The 21,087-nt window shown below is 55.4% G+C and carries 15 protein-coding genes and 1 pseudogene; 7 read left to right on the forward strand and 9 right to left on the reverse strand.

Annotation, left to right across the window (positions count from 1 at the left end):
- Positions 1-246: 246 nt before the first annotated feature.
- Positions 247-390: pseudogene (locus AC13C0_RS01680) on the forward strand (tyrosine-type recombinase/integrase); the annotation flags it as partial.
- Between the two features lie 474 nt (positions 391-864).
- Here AC13C0_RS01680 and AC13C0_RS01685 read toward each other — a convergent pair.
- From AC13C0_RS01685 to AC13C0_RS01700, 4 genes are all read right to left on the reverse strand, one after another.
- Entirely contained in the window at positions 865-1,767 is a 903-nt protein-coding gene (locus AC13C0_RS01685) for a recombination directionality factor (protein WP_482953858.1), read from the reverse strand.
- A 63-nt stretch (positions 1,768-1,830) separates the two neighbouring features.
- Positions 1,831-2,832, reverse strand: a complete 1,002-nt coding sequence (locus AC13C0_RS01690; protein ID WP_482953859.1) for a YqaJ viral recombinase family nuclease — start codon at positions 2,830-2,832, stop codon at positions 1,831-1,833.
- Positions 2,833-2,918: 86 nt separating this feature from the next.
- Positions 2,919-3,881: a DUF932 domain-containing protein gene (locus AC13C0_RS01695; protein ID WP_482938052.1), complete on the reverse strand. Its 963-nt coding sequence runs from the start codon at positions 3,879-3,881 to the stop codon at positions 2,919-2,921.
- A gap of 31 nt (positions 3,882-3,912) precedes the next feature.
- On the reverse strand, positions 3,913-4,263 hold the full coding sequence (locus tag AC13C0_RS01700) for a hypothetical protein (RefSeq protein ID WP_482938051.1): 351 nt from the start codon (positions 4,261-4,263) through the stop codon (positions 3,913-3,915).
- A 189-nt stretch (positions 4,264-4,452) separates the two neighbouring features.
- On the opposite strand from AC13C0_RS01700, the gene AC13C0_RS01705 reads away from it, so the two are divergent.
- Positions 4,453-6,402 (forward strand): ATP-dependent nuclease, encoded by a 1,950-nt coding sequence (locus tag AC13C0_RS01705; protein ID WP_482953860.1) that lies wholly within the window; start codon positions 4,453-4,455, stop codon positions 6,400-6,402.
- Positions 6,403-6,466: 64 nt separating this feature from the next.
- Positions 6,467-8,293: a UvrD-helicase domain-containing protein gene (locus tag AC13C0_RS01710; RefSeq protein ID WP_482953861.1), complete on the forward strand. Its 1,827-nt coding sequence runs from the start codon at positions 6,467-6,469 to the stop codon at positions 8,291-8,293.
- Positions 8,294-8,552: 259 nt separating this feature from the next.
- On the opposite strand, the gene AC13C0_RS01715 is transcribed toward AC13C0_RS01710, so the two are convergent.
- Positions 8,553-9,899 carry a S41 family peptidase gene (locus tag AC13C0_RS01715; RefSeq protein WP_341582752.1) on the reverse strand — a complete coding sequence of 449 codons (1,347 nt, stop codon included), beginning with the start codon at positions 9,897-9,899 and terminating at the stop codon, positions 8,553-8,555.
- Between the two features lie 138 nt (positions 9,900-10,037).
- On the opposite strand from AC13C0_RS01715, the gene AC13C0_RS01720 reads away from it, so the two are divergent.
- Together AC13C0_RS01720 and AC13C0_RS01725 are read left to right on the forward strand one after the other, a co-directional pair.
- Positions 10,038-10,694 (forward strand): SDR family NAD(P)-dependent oxidoreductase, encoded by a 657-nt coding sequence (locus AC13C0_RS01720; protein ID WP_117618464.1) that lies wholly within the window; start codon positions 10,038-10,040, stop codon positions 10,692-10,694.
- Positions 10,695-10,881: 187 nt separating this feature from the next.
- Positions 10,882-11,769, forward strand: a complete 888-nt coding sequence (locus AC13C0_RS01725; RefSeq protein WP_117618465.1) for a chemotaxis protein — start codon at positions 10,882-10,884, stop codon at positions 11,767-11,769.
- A 30-nt stretch (positions 11,770-11,799) separates the two neighbouring features.
- Here the strand turns inward: AC13C0_RS01725 and AC13C0_RS01730 are convergent, their stop codons facing one another.
- The 4 genes from AC13C0_RS01730 to mqo all read right to left on the reverse strand — a co-directional run bounded on the left by AC13C0_RS01730 (position 11,800) and on the right by mqo (position 18,472).
- The gene (locus AC13C0_RS01730; RefSeq protein WP_341582795.1) at positions 11,800-13,470 is read right to left on the reverse strand and encodes an acetolactate synthase large subunit; all 1,671 of its coding nucleotides are present in this window, start codon (positions 13,468-13,470) and stop codon (positions 11,800-11,802) included.
- 47 nt (positions 13,471-13,517) lie between these two features.
- On the reverse strand, positions 13,518-15,464 hold the full coding sequence (locus AC13C0_RS01735; protein ID WP_446685826.1) for a hypothetical protein: 1,947 nt from the start codon (positions 15,462-15,464) through the stop codon (positions 13,518-13,520).
- Positions 15,465-15,600: 136 nt separating this feature from the next.
- A complete protein-coding gene (locus tag AC13C0_RS01740) occupies positions 15,601-16,833 on the reverse strand; it encodes an ATP-grasp domain-containing protein (protein ID WP_117618467.1) in 1,233 nt (410 codons plus the stop codon).
- 157 nt (positions 16,834-16,990) lie between these two features.
- Entirely contained in the window at positions 16,991-18,472 is a 1,482-nt protein-coding gene (gene mqo, locus AC13C0_RS01745; protein ID WP_341580713.1) for a malate dehydrogenase (quinone), read from the reverse strand.
- 322 nt (positions 18,473-18,794) lie between these two features.
- Here mqo and nhaD point away from each other — a divergent pair, with 322 nt between their 5' ends.
- Entirely contained in the window at positions 18,795-20,045 is a 1,251-nt protein-coding gene (nhaD, locus tag AC13C0_RS01750; RefSeq protein WP_341580714.1) for a sodium:proton antiporter NhaD, read from the forward strand.
- Between the two features lie 9 nt (positions 20,046-20,054).
- The gene (locus AC13C0_RS01755) at positions 20,055-21,038 is read left to right on the forward strand and encodes a calcium/sodium antiporter (protein WP_341580715.1); all 984 of its coding nucleotides are present in this window, start codon (positions 20,055-20,057) and stop codon (positions 21,036-21,038) included.
- Positions 21,039-21,087: the final 49 nt, after the last annotated feature.

Here is a 21,087-nt window from a genome sequence, read left to right on the forward strand (position 1 = left end):
AACACTTAAGGCCGGTGACTGGATGACATCAGAGCGACATTGGCGCGCATACTACTAATAATTCTCATATCTGGGCGTAATGGGCTAACCGAGAAAATTTCGTGGCTGCTGCTTGGGGTGTTTATGAAATGTTCGGGCTAAGAGCTTATTGGTTTGAATTCTTATTAAAACGTAAGAAATTTGGCGTTTTTACTGTTTTTCATTTAACTGTACGCACATGTAGTGTTTGGCCACGGAGGGATAGAGTTATTGAGATCGGGGAGAGATATCAGGACGGTTCAGGAAATTCTCGGGCATAGCGACATTCGAACGACCGAAACCTACACACATATCATTGGCGATCGAAGTGCTGGAACGGTCAGCCCTTTTGATCATTTGCTAAGTTCTTGATGAGCTATTTCTTACCCGTTAAAGGGGCATAAAAGCCAGGAATTTGTGGTGCGGTGAATGTTCGCTTTTGTTTAAAAAGACAACATTTCGGGCGCCCACGATTAAATTCATGTGTAAGCGCAAATCGGCCAAGTTATGGTTTCAAAAACCCTCAGAGCTGATTAAAACAATGACGTTAAAGCCATGCTCCTTGAGCAACTCGAGGTTTTCTGACCTGCACGTCTTTAAAGTCGGTCAGTACGAAGTTGGTTTTCAAAGCTACTACCCCGCTTCCTTGCTTATAGGCCGAACAGGAGTTAGTTCAGACTCCAATGCGTTGCGACTCCCTTCAATTATGCAGCAGGCTGGTCCAACCCAACGTTCGTTACCATCTGATTTGATCAGGACACCACCTTTTACTTCAGCATCATCCCTCCGAAACCAAAAAATAAACAGGTAGCAGTCCAGATGAGTGGCCCATGTAGGGCCACTCGTTTAATTTCGTCCGAAAGCCGACGTCGCAGGTTCGAGGCCCCTTTGTAGCTTTGATACGACAGAGGAACCGTCCACTGGCCCCTTGTCTGCATCTTTAGTCACTGGGTAAAACTCCTCAACCACCTGACTCATCTCATCTTCATCATATTCAAACAGCGCATTGCCGAACCCCTTTGCAGCCGCAGCATCCAACGCAGCCTGATCAACGCCCTCCTCCTTCGCCTGCCTGGCTTTTTCCCTTGCCTCAACCACCGCTTCCTGCAGTGACATCCCCTCCTTAACCACCAGATCCACGTAGTAAATCGGCGTGCGATGGCTCTGCGTCGTGCTTTTTCCTCTCAGCTTCAAGTCCAAAGGTATGTAAGCCAGCAGACCACCAGAGACTGCCTGGTAGTAGCTAAGCCTGGCTGCAAGCGTCCGGATGCTGTTGTAACCGGTCGTCCGGAAGATGAAAGTGCCGAGATCATCGTCGTCACCGACCTTCACGTTCAGACGGCCATACGGCTTGCACAGACCACCTTTGCCAAACTCACACAACGTTGGCCCCAGGCATGGCAAAGACTGCACTCCTGACTGCGTCAGACGCTTACAGGTGTCGCCATTGCCTACACACATAGGCCGCCCGCTTTTGCGGTCGAACATGGTGTATTCGGCCCGGAGGTTGAGGTCCGCTTCGTTGAACAACATGCGAACTGGGATGGTCCGCAATTTTCCGTTTGTAGCTTCCTTTCTTAACTCCGCGTCTAACGGATGCAAGACCCACCCGGCGTCCTTCTCCTGGATCTGGGAGGTGATGGTAAATTGATCGTCTTTCTGTGGCAGCCGGATACCGTTCTTTTCAACGACCCGACCGATACTGATACGCCCCAGTACGGGAGGCGTGATGGCTAAACCTTTAATCATGATGACTCTCCTGAGAAAAAGGGCCACGGGGCACTCGTCATGCTCTCGTGGCCAATGGGGTATTCATGCTTGGATGAGGAACCGACGACTGCCCGGTTTAGTGAGGGGGTACTGCTCCAAAAGCCCTGGCTGATCCTTCAGCAGTTGCTTCACATTGAGCCCGACGGAATCCTTGCTCCGTTTCCAGCTCACACTGCCGCTTGGGAAGGTGGCCTTTGAGGCTTCGCCCATCTGGCTCTCGATTCGCTGCTTCAGGTGGGATTCGGTAGAACTGAGGGCTTCCATTTCCGAGCGGATAGCCAGCAGCTCGTCGAACGCATCGGACAGTTCCTTGCTTTGGCTGAAGTCCCGGGTCTCCCCCCTGTCCACTGGGTACAGATGGCGCAATGCACGCTCAGAAGAATCGGTTCCATCGACCGGTGGCGGTGTATCCGTTTCAACGAAGTCCCAGAACTGGCGCTCCAGCACGTACAGCGCCTCGATGAGCTCCTCATTCCGTTCAATGCGGTAGATCTTCAGCTCCTGACCACACAGCAGAACGCACACGTCCGCCGCCTGCTTCCCGGTGACAGCCAACTGATGCTGAACTTGGCACTGGATGTAGTCCGGCACCCCCTCCTTCCAAAGCCGTGACCCGAACTCCCCTGCCGTTTTGCATTCCAGGATCTGCACGTCGTCATTGGCCACCACGGAATAATCCAGGTTGGCCAACATCCAATGCTTTTCCGGATCGGAGTGCTGCAACACTGCATTGACCCGACGCACCTTCCGGCCCGTTTGCTGGCTGTACTGCTCTGCCACAATCGGCTCAAGAATATGGCCCCAGTAGACCGGCGAGGTGGGATCGTCAGAATCCGGTTTAGGCAAACCAGCATCCCTGCCGGTTTTGACCATCCAGAGTTCCAGTTGGGATTGATAAGGGTTCATGCCTACCGCTGCAGCCGCATCGCTACTGCCAATGCCCTGCTTACGTACCTTCAACCATTCATCCCGGCTGAGACCCTTGGTGGAGACCAGGCGCAACGCTGGCCGTTGTTTCTGAATTACCTTTTCACTCATGCCCATGGTGTTTTCCTCCAGACATAAAAAAGCCCACCAGAGCATCAGGCTCCGGTGGGCTTTATGGCGGTTTCGAGATTTGTAAGATTGGCTCAGGCCACAAGTGACATCGCCTGCTCTAATGCACGGTTCTTCAAGGTTGCACCGGTGCCAAACCAGGCTGAATCCAGTCGATGGTCCACAGTTTTGGCACGGCGCTGATGATCGATGAATTCCGTCACCGCATTGAGCAGCCCGTAGGCTGTGCCGTCAGACGAAGCTAACGTGGCCCCCATGCCCTCGCCTTCATAGAGGGACAGCGCTTTGGCCATGGATCGCTCGTTGGTTTTACCGACACCACTTCCGGAATCATCGGTAAATACCTTCAGGAAGTAGTTCCTGGCCTCTGTGGTTTTCACCTTTCGCTCACTCAGGGTCTTCAGGCTATACATGAAGTGGTCCCAAGCTGAGACCGAGATTCCTAGCTGTTTCTTCACCAGGTCGGCGTCGAAGGCGGTGTTGTGCTTCACCTTCACGGCGTTGGCAGTAGCGCCCTTCAAGGCAACGGCGAGAGTGTTATTGCACACCACTCGAATACTGGTGAACTGAGCAGTCGTTGCCATCGTGCCGTCACAGGCGGTTGCCAGCAGCACGTAAGCGTTGGTCTGGTCGTTGCCCTTGAGCATTCCGGTTTGGCCGGTACGGGCGAGTGCCCACATTTTCCGGCCACCTTTCAGAACACCTGCAGTTTCCAGCTCAAAACCGGAGACTTCGGTCAGGTCCCGATAGAACTCCAGAATCTCCTCAGGCTGAACCACTTTGAAGCGGTTGCCGACCACCGATAGCGGTGCTCTTGTATCCGAGCGATAAAGCACTTTGGAATCCGGGTAGGACAGGATCTCGCCCAGGGTGCCGCCAGAATTAGTGACATAGCGGACCGGGCTTTCCTGGATCTGCCAGTCCAGGCCGGCTTGCTTTGCCCAGACTTCCAGGGGCTGATTCGAGGTGAGTTCGTTCCCCAGGCCATGCCACGGGGTTTGGCCAACATAGGCCATTTGCTCGATGAGATGAGCCATGGTTGTTCTCCTTTGAAATGCGCGAGGGGAATTAACGGATGTCGTCTGGGGAGTCAGGGTCGACACTGAAGGAATAGCCGCAATCAAGGCAGCGGTAGTTGTCGAGCACACGCTCATCGAGAACGTCGCCCAGGATTACACCAGCGGAAGCACCAGTTGCGCCGCCAAGCAACGCACCGATAACAGCACCGCCAATACCACCGACAGTCGCGCCTATCGGACCGCCGACGATTCCCAGGGCGGCACCGGCCTTAGCACCAGCTGTTGCGGCGGCAAAACCGCCATAGGTACCGGCAGACGCACCGACCACGCCAGCGGTTTTCTTGCCGTAATTGTTCATACCGATCCGGATGGACAGGCAGTTGGGGCATTTTTCAGACATTGGAATTACCTCTGTGAATTGGGAGGGGAGGCACAGTCAGTGCCCTAGCTCACAGAGGTGATATATGTGTCAGATTTATTTGAATAAGTTCTGCCCTGACATACAGAAAGATTTCAGCCAATATGAACAGACATTTCCGGAGTTAATTGCGCGCTGCAGCTCGATGATACGAGCCACCTAGGGAGTTTTATGTTTATAGAGAGCATCAGCCTTACCAGCTTTCGGTGCTTCGGCCCGGATTCACAAAGTATTGATTTGGACCCAGGCCTGACCGCGCTAGTGGGATTCAATGGTTCGGGAAAAACAGCATTAATGCAGGCGCTCCAACGGCTATTCGGCATCACCGGAGATCAAAGAAGACTTCGCCGTCAAGATTTTCATATTCCGAGCGACGAAAGCATATCTCCAAGCGAACGAAACCTTGCCATTGAAGCCGTTATAGCATTTCCAGAGCTGTCGTCTGACGAAGTTAGCGCACGCTCTGTTCCTGAATTCTTCCATCAGATGGCTGCTGATCAACACGGAAACCTGAAATGCAGAATCCGCTTAGAAGCAACATGGATAGATGATGGCTCTCTCGACGGAGCCATCGAGCAAAGGTATTTTGCTGTCAAAAAGTTTGGAGAATTCGAAGACGCGGACTGCATGGACGTAAAAGCTGCAGACCGAAGCCGAATCCAACTGATCTATGTACCGGCTTCAAGAGACGGGGCATCCCAAGTGACCGCATTTCTGCGAGGTCGGCTTTGGCGGGCAATTAACTGGTCAGATGGTGTAAGAAGTACATTTGCTGAAGCGGGTTCGACTCTCAATGCCGCATTCACGGGAGAGACGGCTGTAGATACTGTGGCAAATGCTGTGAAACGGCGATGGCAAGAGGTCCATACTGCCGGCACCGACACCACACCGATATTTCGGCCTATCGATCTGCGATTCCAAGAATTCATACGCAAAGTAGAGGTCGTCTTCCATCCGGATGAAGCGGGTCGAGAGCGAGCACTTGATGATCTAAGTGATGGCCAGCGCTCACTTTTTCATCTAGCAATGACGGCATCAACCCTTGATGTCGAGGCCAGCATTTCAAACGATTCCACTAACTCGGGATTCCAGCCTGGCGGCATACCCCTTCCTGCGCTCACTTTGATAGCCGTCGAAGAGCCCGAAAACAATCTCGCACCGTTCTATCTATCACGGATAGTCGGGCAAATCGTAAATTTAACCGGCGGTAATCATGCACAAGCAGTCCTATCAAGCCACTCTGCAAGCATTCTTGCGCGAGTCGATCCCTCCCAAGTAAGACATTTCCGGCTAAAATCACCTGATAGAACAGCGCAAGTTAAGGCAATAACATTGCCGGAAAACCAGGAGGACGCCTCGAAATTCGTACGTGAGGCCGTTCGCAGTTACCCCGAATTATATTTTGCCCGCTTCGTAGTTCTTGGAGAGGGAGCCTCTGAAGAAATCGTCATCCCGAGGGTCAGCCAAGCAATGGGGTGCGACATTGACCGCTCAGTAGTGTCAGTGGTTCCATTGGGCGGGAGGCACGTAAACCACCTCTGGCGCCTTCTTGCCGGCCTGGAAATCCCCTATGCCACGCTCCTTGATCTTGACCGGGGGAGAGAAGGCGGGGGTTGGGGTCGAATCAAAACCGCATGCTCTCAGCTGATGGAAATCGGGGTCACTCCGCAACAGATTTTTCAATCTCCATCACCTAATGGGCCCTCTCATGATCTCGCAACGTTCGATGCGCGATCGGATGACGATTTAGCAGGACTGAATCAATGGTTAGGCTTTTTAAGAAGGCACAGCGTGTTCTTTTGTGACCCTCTTGACCTTGACTATTCGATGCTCCGCTCACTCCCCATGCATTATCAGGTTGTTGAGGATGGACGAAACGGCCCGTCTTCCCAAGGGGACCCACGGACCGCTGTCCTAGGAGAAGGGGGAAACGGGAACCTTTATAGCGCAGACCACGATCAGTCCTTGCGTTGGTACCGCTACCTCTTCCTGGGGAGGGGAAAGCCCAGCACACATGTTCGTGTATTGAGCAGCATTCCCACCGAGCAACTGTCAGCGCAAGCGCCTGAGGAGCTGAAGGCTCTCATCGCAACAGTGGCTAACAACCTAACACCCCAATAATCGAAGGTCGGCTCGAATGTTGCTCACCCAACCGCATCAATGGCACCCGCGAGGCATAGCAGACTTGGAACCAGCTGCGTGGCAGGCGCTAAAAAACGATAGCTCAACGTGCGTTTTTGCCGGGCCCGGTGCAGGCAAGACGGAATTTCTGGCTCAAAGGGCTGCCTACTTACTTGAGACAGGAATATGCCCTGCACCATATCGAATACTCGCAATTTCATTTAAAAGTGACGCAGCCTCGAATTTAGGAGAGCGTGTAAAAAAGCGGTGTCCGGAGGAATTATCGAACCGATTTTCCTCGGTGACCTTTGATGCCTTCACAAAAAGCCTAGTTGATCGCTTCCTTGCGGCCATACCGGCCGATTGGCGTCCGACAGAACGATATGACATTGAATTTCCACCACGCCGGAAGATCGAACAGTTCCTTGCGGGCTCCGCGGCTCAATGGCCAGGTGAGGTACCGGATTTCAGCCCAAATACCTTCGAGTCGCGTTGGGTCGGAGCTCATAGACTTCCCATTGCTCGTCATACACCTAAAACGGCCACCGAATTTATTATTCAGTGTTGGTGGGACGAACTTTTGCGGTCCTACCACTCCTCCAAGCTGACTTTTGTTGCGCTGAACCGTCTAGCAGAGCTCTTGTTGCGCGCGGTACCTCATGTAAGGCGTGCTTTGCAGCTAACGTACCCTTTTGTCTTTGTTGATGAATTCCAAGATACGACATATGCACAGTACGATTTTCTTCTTTCAGCATTCAGTGGTGGAGAAATCAGCGTCACCGCAGTGGGAGACAACAAACAGAGAATAATGACTTGGGCAGGCGCCAGAATTGATGCCTTTGAACAGTTCAGCCACGACTTCAATGCGACCAGCATTCCTTTGTTATTCAATTTTCGCTCTTCTCCAGAACTTGTTCAGATTCAACATGTTGTTGCCAAAGCTCTCGATCAAGGTGTTACCGAATCCAAGTCTCAATCAGTCAATAGAATAGATGGGGACGTCGCTCAGGTATGGTGCTCAACTCGAATCAGCGATGAGGTGGAGTACTTGGCCAGCTGGCTAGTCACCGATATGAGGGATAGAGGAAATACTCCTCGAAATTACGCCATCCTGGTAAAACAAAGGGCCGACATTTTCGAGAAAAACCTTGTTACCCCACTTATGAAACAAGGTCTACAGGTAAGGAACGAAAGCAAAGCAATAGGCAAAACGACGCTCCAAGATCTTTTATCCGACCATTTTTCCTGTACTGCAATCGCCTTGATGCGACTAGGGGCTTCACGCCAGGCACCAAGGGCATGGGAGCTATGCGTTAACGCGGTGAGGGAGCTCCGAGCTGTTCCTCCATCTGACGATGTTGCAGAAAGACGCATTGAATCTGAATTCGAATCTTTTTTAAAAGACCTTCGCGAAACAATGGAGGGCCTACCACCGACTGAGACCAACGCCCACCTGATATCGAATAAGATCGTTGACTTCTTGGGCCTGAAGGAATTTGCACGCTCTTACGTTCAGTACTCTACAGGGGATCTTCTGGAAATCATGGTAGAAGCCTTCTGCGAGTATCTTGCCGAATCTGCCAAAAACGCAATATCTTGGGAGGCGTGCGTAGATTTATTCGAAGGTGTTGACCAGATTCCTCTGATGACAGTACATAAGAGCAAGGGACTTGAGTACGACACAATTGTCTTTCTCGGGCTTGATGATCAAACATGGTGGTCACATACACCAGGAAACGCTGAAGGGCTTGCAACTTTCTTTGTAGCACTCTCTCGAGCCAAACAAAGAGCAATCTTTACCTTTTGCTCAGAGCGTGGTGGTCGGGTAAAGGTAGATGAGCTTTTCCAACTGCTGACCTCTGCTGGGGTACCGGAGATCGATCTAATATAGATCACATAACTAATTAGTAGCTAACTAATATTTCCGGATTCCGATACAAGCTGGTTCGGTAAAAAGCTCCTCATGAAGCCAAATTGTGGGTAACATTGCGGGTAACGGCAAAAAACTTATTTAACAACTATAACTAAATCAAAATCCTATAGATGTTTTTATAGGGACGCCGTCTCCACCAACCAACCGAAAAGCCCCTGATTTTAGGGGCTTTTTTCGTTCTACACCGTCCGGAATATCCACCACCAAAGCACCCCCGTCACGCCCCGGCCAGCTTAAGCACCCGCTCCAACATCGGGTCCTTGCCCTCCTCTCGCCCCTTCCGGCCAAGGTAATACAGGCGGATATGGGGCGGGATACCGACATCTTCATACAACTCGCCGTCGTAGGCCCGGTAGATCTCGTTGGATAAGGTCAGGTGCCAGCCATTAGGCAGGTGGCGCTCAAGGGTATCGGAGAGGATGCCATGGGTGGGCTCGCCAATCAGGGTGAGGCGGGGATGTTGCAGCAACGAGAGCACAAAGATTTCTGCAGCACTGGCCGTCAACTCGCTGGTCAGCACAAACAGGTTGCCACGGAACGTCCTGCTGGCAGGCGCGACATGGATGCTCTGTTTACCGGTGAAGCCGTTGCCATGGCGGGCTGCCTTGGTGAAAGCCAGCCGCTTGCGATCCATCAGGTAGGCGGCAAACCGCAGCGCGACACCATCATAGCCGCCGCCGTTGCCGCGGAGGTCCACCACCAGATTGGGAAGCTCGCCAATATCGGTGAGCACCTTTTGCATTATACCGTCCACGGCGTTCAGGTCTGCCGCTGGCTGGCCGGTCTTGCCACTCTGGCCAGCCATGGCGCGGATATTGAGGTAGCCGATGGCCTCGTTGAGCCGCCCCCACTCCACCAGCCGGTTGCCGCCATGGCTTACGCCATTCGCCAGATATTCCTCATGGATGACATCGTGCAGCCATTCTTTCAGGTCGCCCAGATAACTGGTGAGTTCCCGGTCATCACGGGCGTCTTCCAGCTCCCGGGTCAGCCGCTGGTATAGCGCGGGGTGGGCACCGGCGCTGTAGTGGCCCGAAGGTGTGTGCAGGCGTATATGGCCGTCCTTCAGTGGCCGCAGCATGGCCGCCATGGTGGCAAACAGGGTTTCTCGTGAGCTGCCCGCGTGAATTTGCGGGCGATAGGTGCGGTACACCTCATCCCAGGCCACGCCTTTGAGTTCAAACAGGGCATACTGCTCGGCGAAGGTTCGCCAAAAGATCTCGAAGTTGTACTCCGGGTCCTTGGGGTCATGCTTGAGGGTTTCGGAGGCACTCGTTGGTAATGCTTTCAGGCGCCGAAAGCCAATACGTGCCACGCCACTGACACGGTGAGCACTGAATGCCTGTCCGCCAGGGGAGACCTCAAGGTCTTCGTAATAATGACTGAGTTCCTCAAGGCTGCCCGCATAAAGCTTCCGGCAACTGATGGCGGTTTCCTCAAACAAGGTATACCGGTCACTCTCGATCCGCAGTACCTTGCCATAACCTTGCGAGCGCCAGACACCCTGAAGGTTTTCGAAAACCGGGGCAGACGTGGCACGATTGCGCCGCTGGCTTAGCTTCATAGAGCACTCCAGGCCCGTTTGTGCGACGCTTGCAAGCATGGGCCCTGCGCCCGGGCATCGTAGGATCCTTACCAATAATTAGAGTAGTCAGTTCAACACTAAAAGGTAAGTAAACACCAACTTAAGGGAGACTCGCGAATGTCGATACTGATTACGGGTGCCAACCGTGGCATTGGCAGCGCACTGGCCACGGAGTGGCAAAGTGCAGGAGCCGAAGTTATTCCGACGGCCCGGAACTCCCCTGGCATGGAGCCGCTGGATGTCGCCGACCCGACCAGCATCAAGGCGCTGGCCCAACGGCTTGAGGGCCGTCCAATCTCCACCTTGATCTGCAATGCCGGTGTTTCTCTGGATAAATTCGATGATCTGGAAACGGGATATGCTCCGCAACTCTGGGCCCAGTCGTTTGCCGTCAATGTAACCGGTGTCTTTCTGGTGGTTCAGGCTTTGCTCCCCAACCTGCGAGCCAGCAGGGACGCCGGCGAAGCTCCAAAAATTGCGATCATTGCCAGCCAGATGGGTTCACAGAGTACCCCGGCGGGTAACCGGTTTATTTACAGGTCTTCCAAGGCCGCGGCCATAAATCTCGGGCGCAATCTGGCGGTGAGCCTTGAGAGGGAAGGTATAGCGGTGGGTATCTACCATCCGGGCTGGGTTGCGACAGACATGGGAGGCGATTCAGCAGATCTGACGTTGGAAGAAGCCGTGCCGGGCCTTCGCAATCAGATTGACAAGCTCACGATATCCGGGACCGGGTGCTTTAAATCCTGGGACGGGTCTGACTGTGCATTCTGAGTATCAGAAGGATTCTGTCACCATTTGAAACAAACCTCCTGAATTCCGTTTCACCATAAAGCTGCTACTATTGCTACAGAACTTTAGTCCCTGGGCTATGCAGCCTCCGGCAAGCGCCACACTGAACCAACCCCCTTGAAAAAGCTCCTGCCGCCGGGGGCTTTTGCATTTGAAAGGATCCGGCTTTATGTCCAGCAAAGCGAAGCAGACCCAGAAACTTCTGCTGTTCCGGCTTTCCGGCGAACGTCTGTTCGGCATTGGCACCCTGAAGATCCGCGAAATCCTGCCTTTCATGCGGTTGACCAAACTGCCTCACAGCCATCATGCGGTGATCGGTACGGCGACCTTCCGGGGTTCCGCGGTTCCGGTGATTGATATGGCGGCTGCAGTGGGCTATCCGCCGCTGAGCCGGGAAGAGCAGGAAAAGGCCTCGATTATTGTCACCGACATCCAGCGCCAGGAGATCGGCTTTCTGGTACGCAGCGTTCAGCAGATTATCGAAACCAACTGGAAAGCGGTGATGGCGCCGCCCAAGGCTTTGGGCAGCAAGGCCTTTATTACCGGTCTGCTGGACCTGGATGGCGATATCATCCAGTTGCTGGACGTGGAATTGCTGTTGGCCAAGGTGTACCCGGAATCACTGAACACGCAGGATGTGATGCTGACGGATGTTCAGAGCGAGACTCTCAAATCCCTGAACATCCTGATGGTGGATGACTCCCAAGTGGCCCGTAAGCAGTTGTCAGACGTGCTGGACAGCAAGGACATTCCCTATCAGGTAACCTCCAACGGCGATGACGCCCTGCAGATCCTGCTGAGGGATGACGAGCTGGGCCGACCCACGGACATTCTGGTCAGCGACATTGAAATGCCGGGGCTTGATGGTTACGAGCTGACGTTCAACGTGCGGGATAACTCGGCGTTGAAACAGCCCTACATTATTCTGCACACGTCATTGAACAGCGAGATGAGCCTGAGCTATGCCAACCAGGTGGGCGCCAATGAGGCGCTCACCAAGTTCGATGCAGAAGAATTGCTTAAGGCGATGCTGAGAGGGGCAGAGCAGGCCCGGTGAGCCCCGAACTCCGCAATAAAACTTAACCACTTACAGCCTGCAGGTCATCTCCGCCAATTCCTCGTCAAAGACCCGGCGGTTTTCGCTGTAATCCACCGGCACTTCGACCAGATGCACCCCGCCCCCGGCAAGGGCGCTTTCCAGAGTCGGCCGCAGCTCTTCCGTGCGGTTAATGCGGTGCCCGTGGGCGCCGTAGGATTGAGCGTAGGTGACAAAGTCAGGGTTGCGGTAGTCCAGGCCAAAATCGGTGTAGCCTTCCTGCCCCTGCTTCCACTTGATCATACCGTAGGCGCCATCACTGATGATCAGCACCACCAGGTTGAGCTCAAGGCGCACGGCGGTTTCCAGCTCCTGGCTGTTCATCATGAAACCGCCATCGCCACAGATGGCCATCACCTTGAGATCCGGGTACAGCATCGAGGCCATCATGCCGCTGGGCAGGCCGGCGCCCATGGAGGCCAGGGCGTTATCGAGCAAGACGGTGTTGTTGTCGTAGGCTGGATAGTTTCGGGCAAACCAGAGTTTGTACATGCCGTTGTCCAGCGCAATGATGCCGTCCTCCGGCATCACCTGGCGGACGTCATGGACAATCCTCTGGGGAATCACCGGGAAGCGGGGGTCTTCGGCCCGTTCCTGCAGGTGAGAGTCCACCGCCTGCTTCACCTCCATCAACCGGGTGAAATCATGATTGGAACACTGGCCACAATTCTCCGCCATGTATTCCACGCTGTTAGCGATATCCCCCACCACTTCGTGCTGGGGGAAATAGACAGGGTCCACATCGGCCGCGCTGAAATTCACATGAATCACTTTCTTGCCACCGGGAGTCATGAAAAATGGCGGTTTTTCCACCACATCATGGCCCACATTGATCACCAGATCGGCGCGGTCGATGGCACAATGCACAAAATCGCCGGCAGAGAGCGCGGCATTGCCGAGATAATGGGGATGCCGTTCATCGATAACACCTTTGCCCATTTGCGTCGTAAAGAACGGGATGCTGGTTACATTCACCAGGTGAAGCAGTGCCTCGGACACTCGCTTCCGGTTGGCACCGGCGCCAATCATGATCACCGGGTACCGGGCTTCACGCAACATGTCGCAGGCCATTTCCAGGCTCTTCTGGCTGGCCGTGGGCCGGCGGGCATCGCTGGGTTTGAAGATGTGGGTATCAGATTCCGGCTTCTCGGCTGCGATATCTTCTGGCAACTCAAGATGCACGGCTCCCGGGCGCTCTTCCGAGGCCAGCCGGAAGGCCTCCCGCACCTTGGCGGGTATGGTGTTGGCGTTACTGATCTGCCGAGTGTACTTGGTCAGCGGCCGCATCAGGTCCACCACATCCAGAATCTGGAAAAGGCCCTGTTTGGAGGATTTGATCGGCTTCTGGCCGGAAATCATCATCATGGGCATGCCGCCCAACTGGGCGTAGGCCGCAGCGGTAACGAGATTGGTGGCACCGGGCCCGAGCGTAGATAGGCAGACACCGACCCGGCCCGTCAGCCGCCCGTAGGTGGCCGCCATAAAGCCGGCCGCCTGTTCATGGCGATTGAGCACCAGTTGGATACTGGAGGTCCTCAGCGCTTCGAGAAACGCGAGGTTTTCTTCACCAGGCACCGCGAAAATGTATTTGACGCCTTCATTTTCCAGCGCCCGGATAAACAGCTCGGCTCCGTTACGGGCCGGATGTTGCTCGTTGGCCATGCGCTTCCTCTCGATCATGAGCTCCAGGTGATCAGCAGATTTCGGAATCACTCGGTTCTGGGTGGCTCCGCCTGGAGAGCATGGGCATCCGCGGGCACCCGGTCTGCACCCCAACTGCGATACACACCCTCTGTTACGCGGCGAAGTTCATCATCGCTCACTCCTGCCGGCTCACCCCGTTCCAGTGGATCATAGTGAAAAATGTAAAGCCGTGAAGTGAACATTTCAAAGGGCAGTGACGATTCCCCGAAGCGCTCGCCGCAACCGGAGGTACTCACCTGTACTCCGTCACCCCAGTTCTGGCCGCTGTCGTTGTTCGGGTTGAAGAAATACACCCGCATCTCGCCTTCCGGGTCCAGCGTCACCCGAAGAACGGTAATGGCGTGCCAGCCAATGAACCGGGCGGCACTGTCGGTAACCGCGATGCCGGCCGGTTGGGGGTGTATCAGCGGCTGATTGCCGTTGTAGTAGGGATGGTAACTGGCGTAAAAATGCCGGATAAACCCTTCCAGGTCAGTGAGCTTGCCGGTTGCCACATCCACATTGATGGCAAAGCCACGCCCGGCGGACCAGCCGTGGAATTCAGGGTTCACCCATTTATGGGGGTCGCCTTCACGGCCGATGCATAACCGGCCCATCTCAGCGTAGATCCGGTCCAGGTGTGGTACCACCACAAGAGAGACCGGATCGAGGTCCAGAGTTACTTCCGAAGCCACGCCGCCCGCGCTTCGGGCAGAGGAAACCGGCTGCCCCTCAAAATGCATGACGATTTCATTGTCCCGGGCCGCCCAGGCGACCATCTGCAACAGGTAATCCGGGTCGTTGTAGGCCCACATTGACAGGGCACGGGCAGACTGGCAGGTGGGGTTATTACCCTGCCCCACGCCCAGTGGCTGCCCCAGCATGTTCAGCACGCCCTGTATCAGCCAGGCAGCAGGCTGGGGCTGATAGCCATAGGCAAACTGCAGACGCTCCCGGGCCTCGGGGCAAACCGACAGCCGCACCTGGCGCCAGAGCGCCGGCGCCACCGGAGGCTGGTACAGAATACCCCGCTCCAGGAGCAGGGCCAGGCCGTAAAGGCCCTGGGCTGTCTCGGGAAAAATGGATTCCTCAATCAGGGTGCGCACCAGTTCGCTGTAGCAAAGCAGGCAGTCCCGCCCGGTGCTTGAAAGCCCCAGAGCATCACTGAGCAGCGAATTCCGATCCTCGAGGATAAAGCGAACAAAACAGGCGTGGTAAGGCGACACCAGGCCGGTGTCGTGCATGGACCGGGCAAAACCGGTAGCTTCGTTCTGTAACGCAGCGCTGTCCATGGATTCCAGCCGTTGCTGGTATACCGCCGTGCCCGGGTCTTCGCTGCAGGCCCGCGTAGGCCCGTACAGGCTGGAAATCAGCCGGTCGGCACCACGGCCGGCACTGCCCAGGTCAGCATCCGGATCTGCCCGGCAGATTGCGATCTGGGTGATCATCCGGCGCACGTCACTCACACGGATCGGCCGTTGCTCGAGAATGCGCCAGATCTCCTCGATCAGGCTATCGATGACGTGTTCATAGCCGATATGACTGGCCACATACTGAACCAGGGACTGACTGATCAGCGCCAGCTTACCCTGCTCCCGCTCCGCTTCGCCGGTCATCCCGAACAGCAGCCCCAGATTAATAGCCAGCACCTGGGTCAGGTAATGATGGGCCTGCTCCGCCGAAACGCTCGGATGCAGGTAGCTGCCCCGGGCTACCAATAACAGACGGAGCTCACTGAAGGCTTCAATCACCACGGTGTCGGCATTCTGGCTCTGCAGCGAGAAGGTGGTGAGTGAAGGCAGAAGGGTGGCGGGATCGGCCCAGTCGGTGCCGTCAAACACACCGGCCTCTTCAAGCCGCTGTGCTCGCGCCTCGATGGCCTGACATCCGTCCGGCTGCAAAAGCACACGCCGGGCAATATCAAACAGTTTGGGAAGTTTGCCGGCCTTTGCAAAAGGCCGGCTCTCTTCCATCGCCACAATGGAGTCGTCCAGTTTTTGCACCAGCTTGTCAAAGTTGACCACTGGTGCATGACTGACCGGTTGATTTTCACTCAAACGAGATTCCTCAGGGCCTGCATCAAACCCATTTCATTAATGCATGCCTCGATTATACATAGAAATCGAGTTCTTCCTGATGTTTGAGCAGATCCCGCATGACGTAGGGATCTTCACCGAAGAAGTAAACCAGCCCCCAGTGGGTACCGAATGCGGTGCGCTTGGTGACCGTCTCTTCCATCGGCGGTGTCAGTTCATGGGATTCAAAGTACTCGTGATTCTCGGTTTCTTCCGGAATCTCGAGGCGGCTGACCACGCGGCGACGCGGGTAAACACCGAAACAGCCGGCGTAACCTTTGGCATCCACCACTTCTTTCGGGAAGAACGCGGCGATTTCCTCTTCGGTGGTTTTCGGATCGAACGCCAGGATCATGCCCTGGTAGGCGTTGAAACCGTAGGCCCGTTCCAGCAGCTCGAAGACCTTGAAGCCAGGCGGCCGGTACGCCACCTCACCAAAGTACATGGTGCCATCGCTGGTCACGAAATACTCCGGATGGACAAAGCCGAATTCAATATCAAAAGTCTTGATCAGCTTTTCGATCTCAGCGGTAATCTGGGCACGGTATTTTTCCAGGTCCGGCGTGGCTGGCACGAATACCGAATAACCAAGAGTGACGTACTCGGAAATGTTCAGGAAGCGGATCTTTCCGTTGTGGATCCAGGCCTCGACAGCGAACTCCCAGCCATCCAGGTGGGACTCCATCAGTACCGGAAATTCCTCATCAGGAATGGTATCCACCTCATCCGGGGTACGAATCACCCGATGCCCCAGGCAGCCGGCCTTGTCGAAGGCCTTGAGGTGAATGGGGTCGTTCGGATCCCCGTCCAGTTTCAGCAGGGTCTGGTTCACCCGCTTCAGGAAGCGGATGACGTCATCATGGTCATGGGCTTCTTCAAAAATACCCACCCGGATACCGCCCAGCTGGGCGCGGCGTTTCATCAGTGCCTTGTCGCGCAGCAACATGGCCTGGCCAAAGAGCCTTGGATTGCCCATCAGCACCGAGTTGATGGCTCCGGCCCACTCTACGGTCTCTTCAAACAGGGGGATGGCAACGTCCACTCCCTTGTCCTGGAGGATATGGGCAATCTCGACGGAACGGTCATTCAGGCGTTCGAAGTTCCAGGGCACGTAAGGAATATCGTGCTCTGTGCAGTAGGCCTCGGCCCAGTCGGGCGCGACGACCACATAGCGGCGGTCGAACTTGTCAGCCGCTTCAATGGCATTCAGGCTCCAGCCCAACAGCGCGATATACCCTTTCTCAGGATTGTAGTTTTGCTCGGTCATAGGCTCACTCCTTTACTCAGGGTTTGCCTTATAACCCTACGCGGACAGCACAAAATCGCAAATTTTGTGCCCTACTTAACCCAAAAAAGCACTGTGACTGCCTGGAGCGAATCCAGCAACCACAGTGCTTTCCGGTTTCTTAGATCGTTTGGGAATATCAGCCCAGTTTCAGGGTAGACAGGGCCCGCTCCCGGACTTTGGTCAGCAGCGCTTCATCATTCACCAGGGACTGGCCATAGGACGGCACCAGTTCCTTCATGCGCCCCTGCCACTGCGGAGTCCTGATCTTATCCGGGAAGCAACGCTCGATAACGTTGATCATCGCATTGGCCGCCGTGGACGCTCCGGGCGAGGCTCCCAGCAACGCTGCCAGGGTGCCGTCTTTGGCCGCCACTATTTCGGTGCCGAATTCCAGCTTGCCGCCACCACCATCAATCTGCTTGATAATCTGTACCCGCTGGCCGGCCATCCGAAGCTGCCAGTCTTCCTCTTTCGCTTCCGGGAAGAAATTGCGCAGCGATTCAACCCGGTCCGGGTGCGACTGGAACACCTCACCAATAAGGTAGCGGGTCAGGTCCATATTGCTCTTGCTGACCGAGAGCATTGGCCTCAGATTGGTGGGTTTCACCGAACCGAACAGGTCAAAGATGGAGCCCTGCTTGAGGAACCGGGTGGTAAAGCCCGCAAACGGTCCGAACAGCAATGCCGGCTCACCGTTGATGATACGGGTATCCAGGTGCGGCACGGACATCGGGGGCGCCCCGATTGGTGCCTTGCCGTAAACCTTGGAGTGATGCTGCTCAACGATGTCCGGCTTGCGACATACCAGCCACTGACCACTGACCGGGAAACCGCCGTAGCCAAGGGCTTCATCAATGCCGGATTTCTGCAGCAGCGGCAGGGCACCACCACCGGCGCCCAGAAACACAAAGCCGGTCTCCAGCTTGATCAGCTCTCCGGTTTTCTGGTTTTTGACACGCACTTTCCAGCGGCCGTTATCACGCTGGTCGATGTAATGCACGGGGCAGTTGGTCATCAGCTCGAAGTTCGGCTGGGTTTCCAGCCACTTGACCATACTGCGGGTGAGTGAACCAAAATCCACGTCCGAGCCGTGCCTGATCCGGGTGGCAGCCACGCGCTGCATCGGATCCCGGCTCTTGACCACCAGGGGCATCCACTCTTCCAGATCCTTCGGGGACTCGGTGTATTCCATTTCACGGAACAGGTGGTGAGCACTCAGACGCTCGAACCGGCGTTTCAGGAAGGCAACGTCTTTCTCACCCCAGACAAAACTCTGGTGCGGCGTACGATTAATAAAGCTGGTGGGCTCTGGCAGAATGCCCTGCTCAACCAGATACGACCAGAGCTGCAGCGACACCTCGAACTGGGCATTGATCTGCAGGGCGCGTTCGATGGCCACATCGCCATCGTCGGTTTCGGGCGTGTAGTTGAGCTCGCAGTAGCCGGCGTGGCCGGTGCCTGCGTTGTTCCATCCGTCCGTGCTTTCATGGGCAACGTGGTCGAGACGCTCCACCATGACGATGTCCAGGGACGGATCCAGCTGCCTGAGCATCATGCCGAGAGTGGCGCTCATGACGCCACCGCCGACCAGCACTACGTCTGCCTGTCTAACGGCCATTGGTTTTCACCCTAGCTAGTGTTGAGCTTTTTTGCCCCCTCACGATCAGCAAGAAGGCCTGTCGGAAGCCGGCCCGGCGCAAGGTATAAGAGCGCCGCCGTCTGCTTCCGGTCTGAATGTGTGCGCGATTATCCCGATTTTCGCCGAAATAATAAATTGCGATTGTCAATCGATGCGCTTTTCAGGCTATCGCCGATGGTTCAGAGGCTGTATGTCCCACTTACGAACAGTGGTTTGCTACGGGTCAAAGGTCTAAAATCCGGCCGCGTAATCTGTCTGGCCGGCTCCGGCCTTTATTCTGAAAACCAGGACGGGATTTCCCATGTCTGCCCTTGAAGCGATTCTGATTATTTTCGCAGTTCTGGCGCTGTTGGGCGTCATCTTTGAAGAAGCCATCCACATCAATAAGGCCAAGGTTACACTGTTCTTTGGCACCATGAGCTGGGTGGTTCTGTTTCTGTTCAGCGATAACGCCGAACAGACCTCAGCCATCTCCGCAGGACTCTCAGAGAGCATTGCCGAAATCGCGGGGCTCTGGCTGTTTCTTGTTGCAGCCATGACATTCGTCGCTTACCTGAACAAGAAGGGTATGATCGAAAACGTGATTTACCTGATCATGCCGAAGCAGGTGAGCGAACGGCGGCTACTGTTCCTGACCGGCCTTTTCTGCTTCATTTTCTCCTCTTTGGCAGACAATATCACCGCCACTTTAGTCTCATGCTCACTGATTCTTTCCCTGGATCTTGAGCTGAAAAAGCGAATCCAGTTCGTCACCCTGGTGGTTTTCGCAGTCAACTCCGGAGGCGTATCACTGATCACCGGGGACGTCACTACGTTGATGATTTTCCTGGCGGACAAGGTGGAAATACTGACCTTGCTGACGCTGGCCATCCCGGCCTCGATCACGGTTTTCATCCTTGCCCTGTTCCTTTCAGGAGGACTGACAGGAACAGTCACACTTCGCTCCAACACCACCCCGGTCCGGCCCGTGGACGCCATCATCAGCGGCCTGTTTTTGTTAACAATCCTGTGCACCATTGTCGGCAATGCCCTGTTCAGCATTCCGCCGGTTCTGACCTTCCTGTTTGGCCTCTCGATCATGTTTCTGGTGTCGCGATTGATGAGCGATGACTCCGACCTGGACCCGATTCTGGAATACATCCGTATTATCGAATTCGAGACCTTGCTGTTCTTCCTGGGCATCCTGCTGCTGGTGGGCATGCTCAAGGAGATTCATGCGCTCGATTCCCTGGTGGCCATATACGACATTCTGCCACCACTGTACGCCAACTACCTGATGGGCATTTTCTCGGCGGTCATCGATAACGTACCGCTGACCGCAGCACTGCTGAAGGCGGGCATCAACATGAGCCCCGGCGAGTGGATGGGGCTGACCTACGCGGTCGGCGTGGGCGGCTCATTGCTGGTGATCGGTTCGGCCGCCGGGATTGTTGCCATGAGCAAGATTCCGGGGCTGACCTTTGCGGCCTACATGCGGTATCTTGCACATCTTCTCGCAGCTTACACCCTAGGTTATACAGGGGTTTACATGCTTGGACGTTTCATCAACTGAGGTTTTTCTATGCTAATGGCATTTGGCGCAATCATCGCCGGCCTGATTCTGCTGGTCTGGAGTGCTGACAAGTTCGTGGAGGGCGCTGCGGCGACCGCCAAGCACCTGGGTATGCCAACCCTGCTGATCGGCATGGTGATCATCGGTTTTGGAACTTCAGCCCCGGAACTGGCGGTTTCCGCCATGGCCGCCGCGGACGGCAATCCCGGTCTGGCCCTGGGGAATGGTTACGGCTCCAACATTACCAACATCGCCCTGATCGTCGGCCTGACGGCGATCATCGCACCGATTGCGGTGCACTCTCAGGTCATTCGCAAAGAGTTGCCCTTGCTGATCGTGCTGACGCTGATTGCCGGCGCCCAATTGCTCGACGGCGAACTGTCACGGCTGGACGGCTGGGTATTACTGGCGGTTTTTGCCGCGGTAATGGGCTGGTCCATCTATCAGGGCATGAAAGGCAAGGCCGACCCGCTGGCCGGAGAGACAGGTGCCGAAATCATCGCCCACCCCATGCCCCTGAAAACCGCCATCATCTGGCTGGTTATCGGCCTGATTCTGCTGATCGTCAGCTCCCGCCTGCTGGTGTGGGGCGCCGTCACCATTGCCCAGAGCCTGGGAGTCAGCGATCTGGTGATCGGTCTGACCATCGTTGCCATTGGCACATCCCTTCCGGAACTCGCCTCGGCCCTCGCTGCCGTAAAAAAGAACGAGCACGATCTGATCATTGGCAATATCCTGGGCTCGGGCATTTTCAACACCCTGGCCGTCGTGGGTCTGGCTGCCGCGATCCAGCCGCTGTCTGTTGATCCGGAAGTCCTGTACCGGGACTGGACATTAATGCTGGCGTTAACGGTGGGCCTGTTCCTGATGGGCTTTGGCCTGGCCGGCCGGCGCAAACAGGTCAGCCGGGTTGACGGCACCATCCTGGTGCTGGTTTACGTGGCGTACACCGGCTACCTGCTCTCCACTGTGGTCACCGCCGGAGCCACCTGAACCTCCCCGGATAACGCACAAAATAATTGCTCAATTATTAGCCAGGCCC

The sequence above is a fragment of the Marinobacter sp. B-21 genome (genome assembly GCF_056857895.1).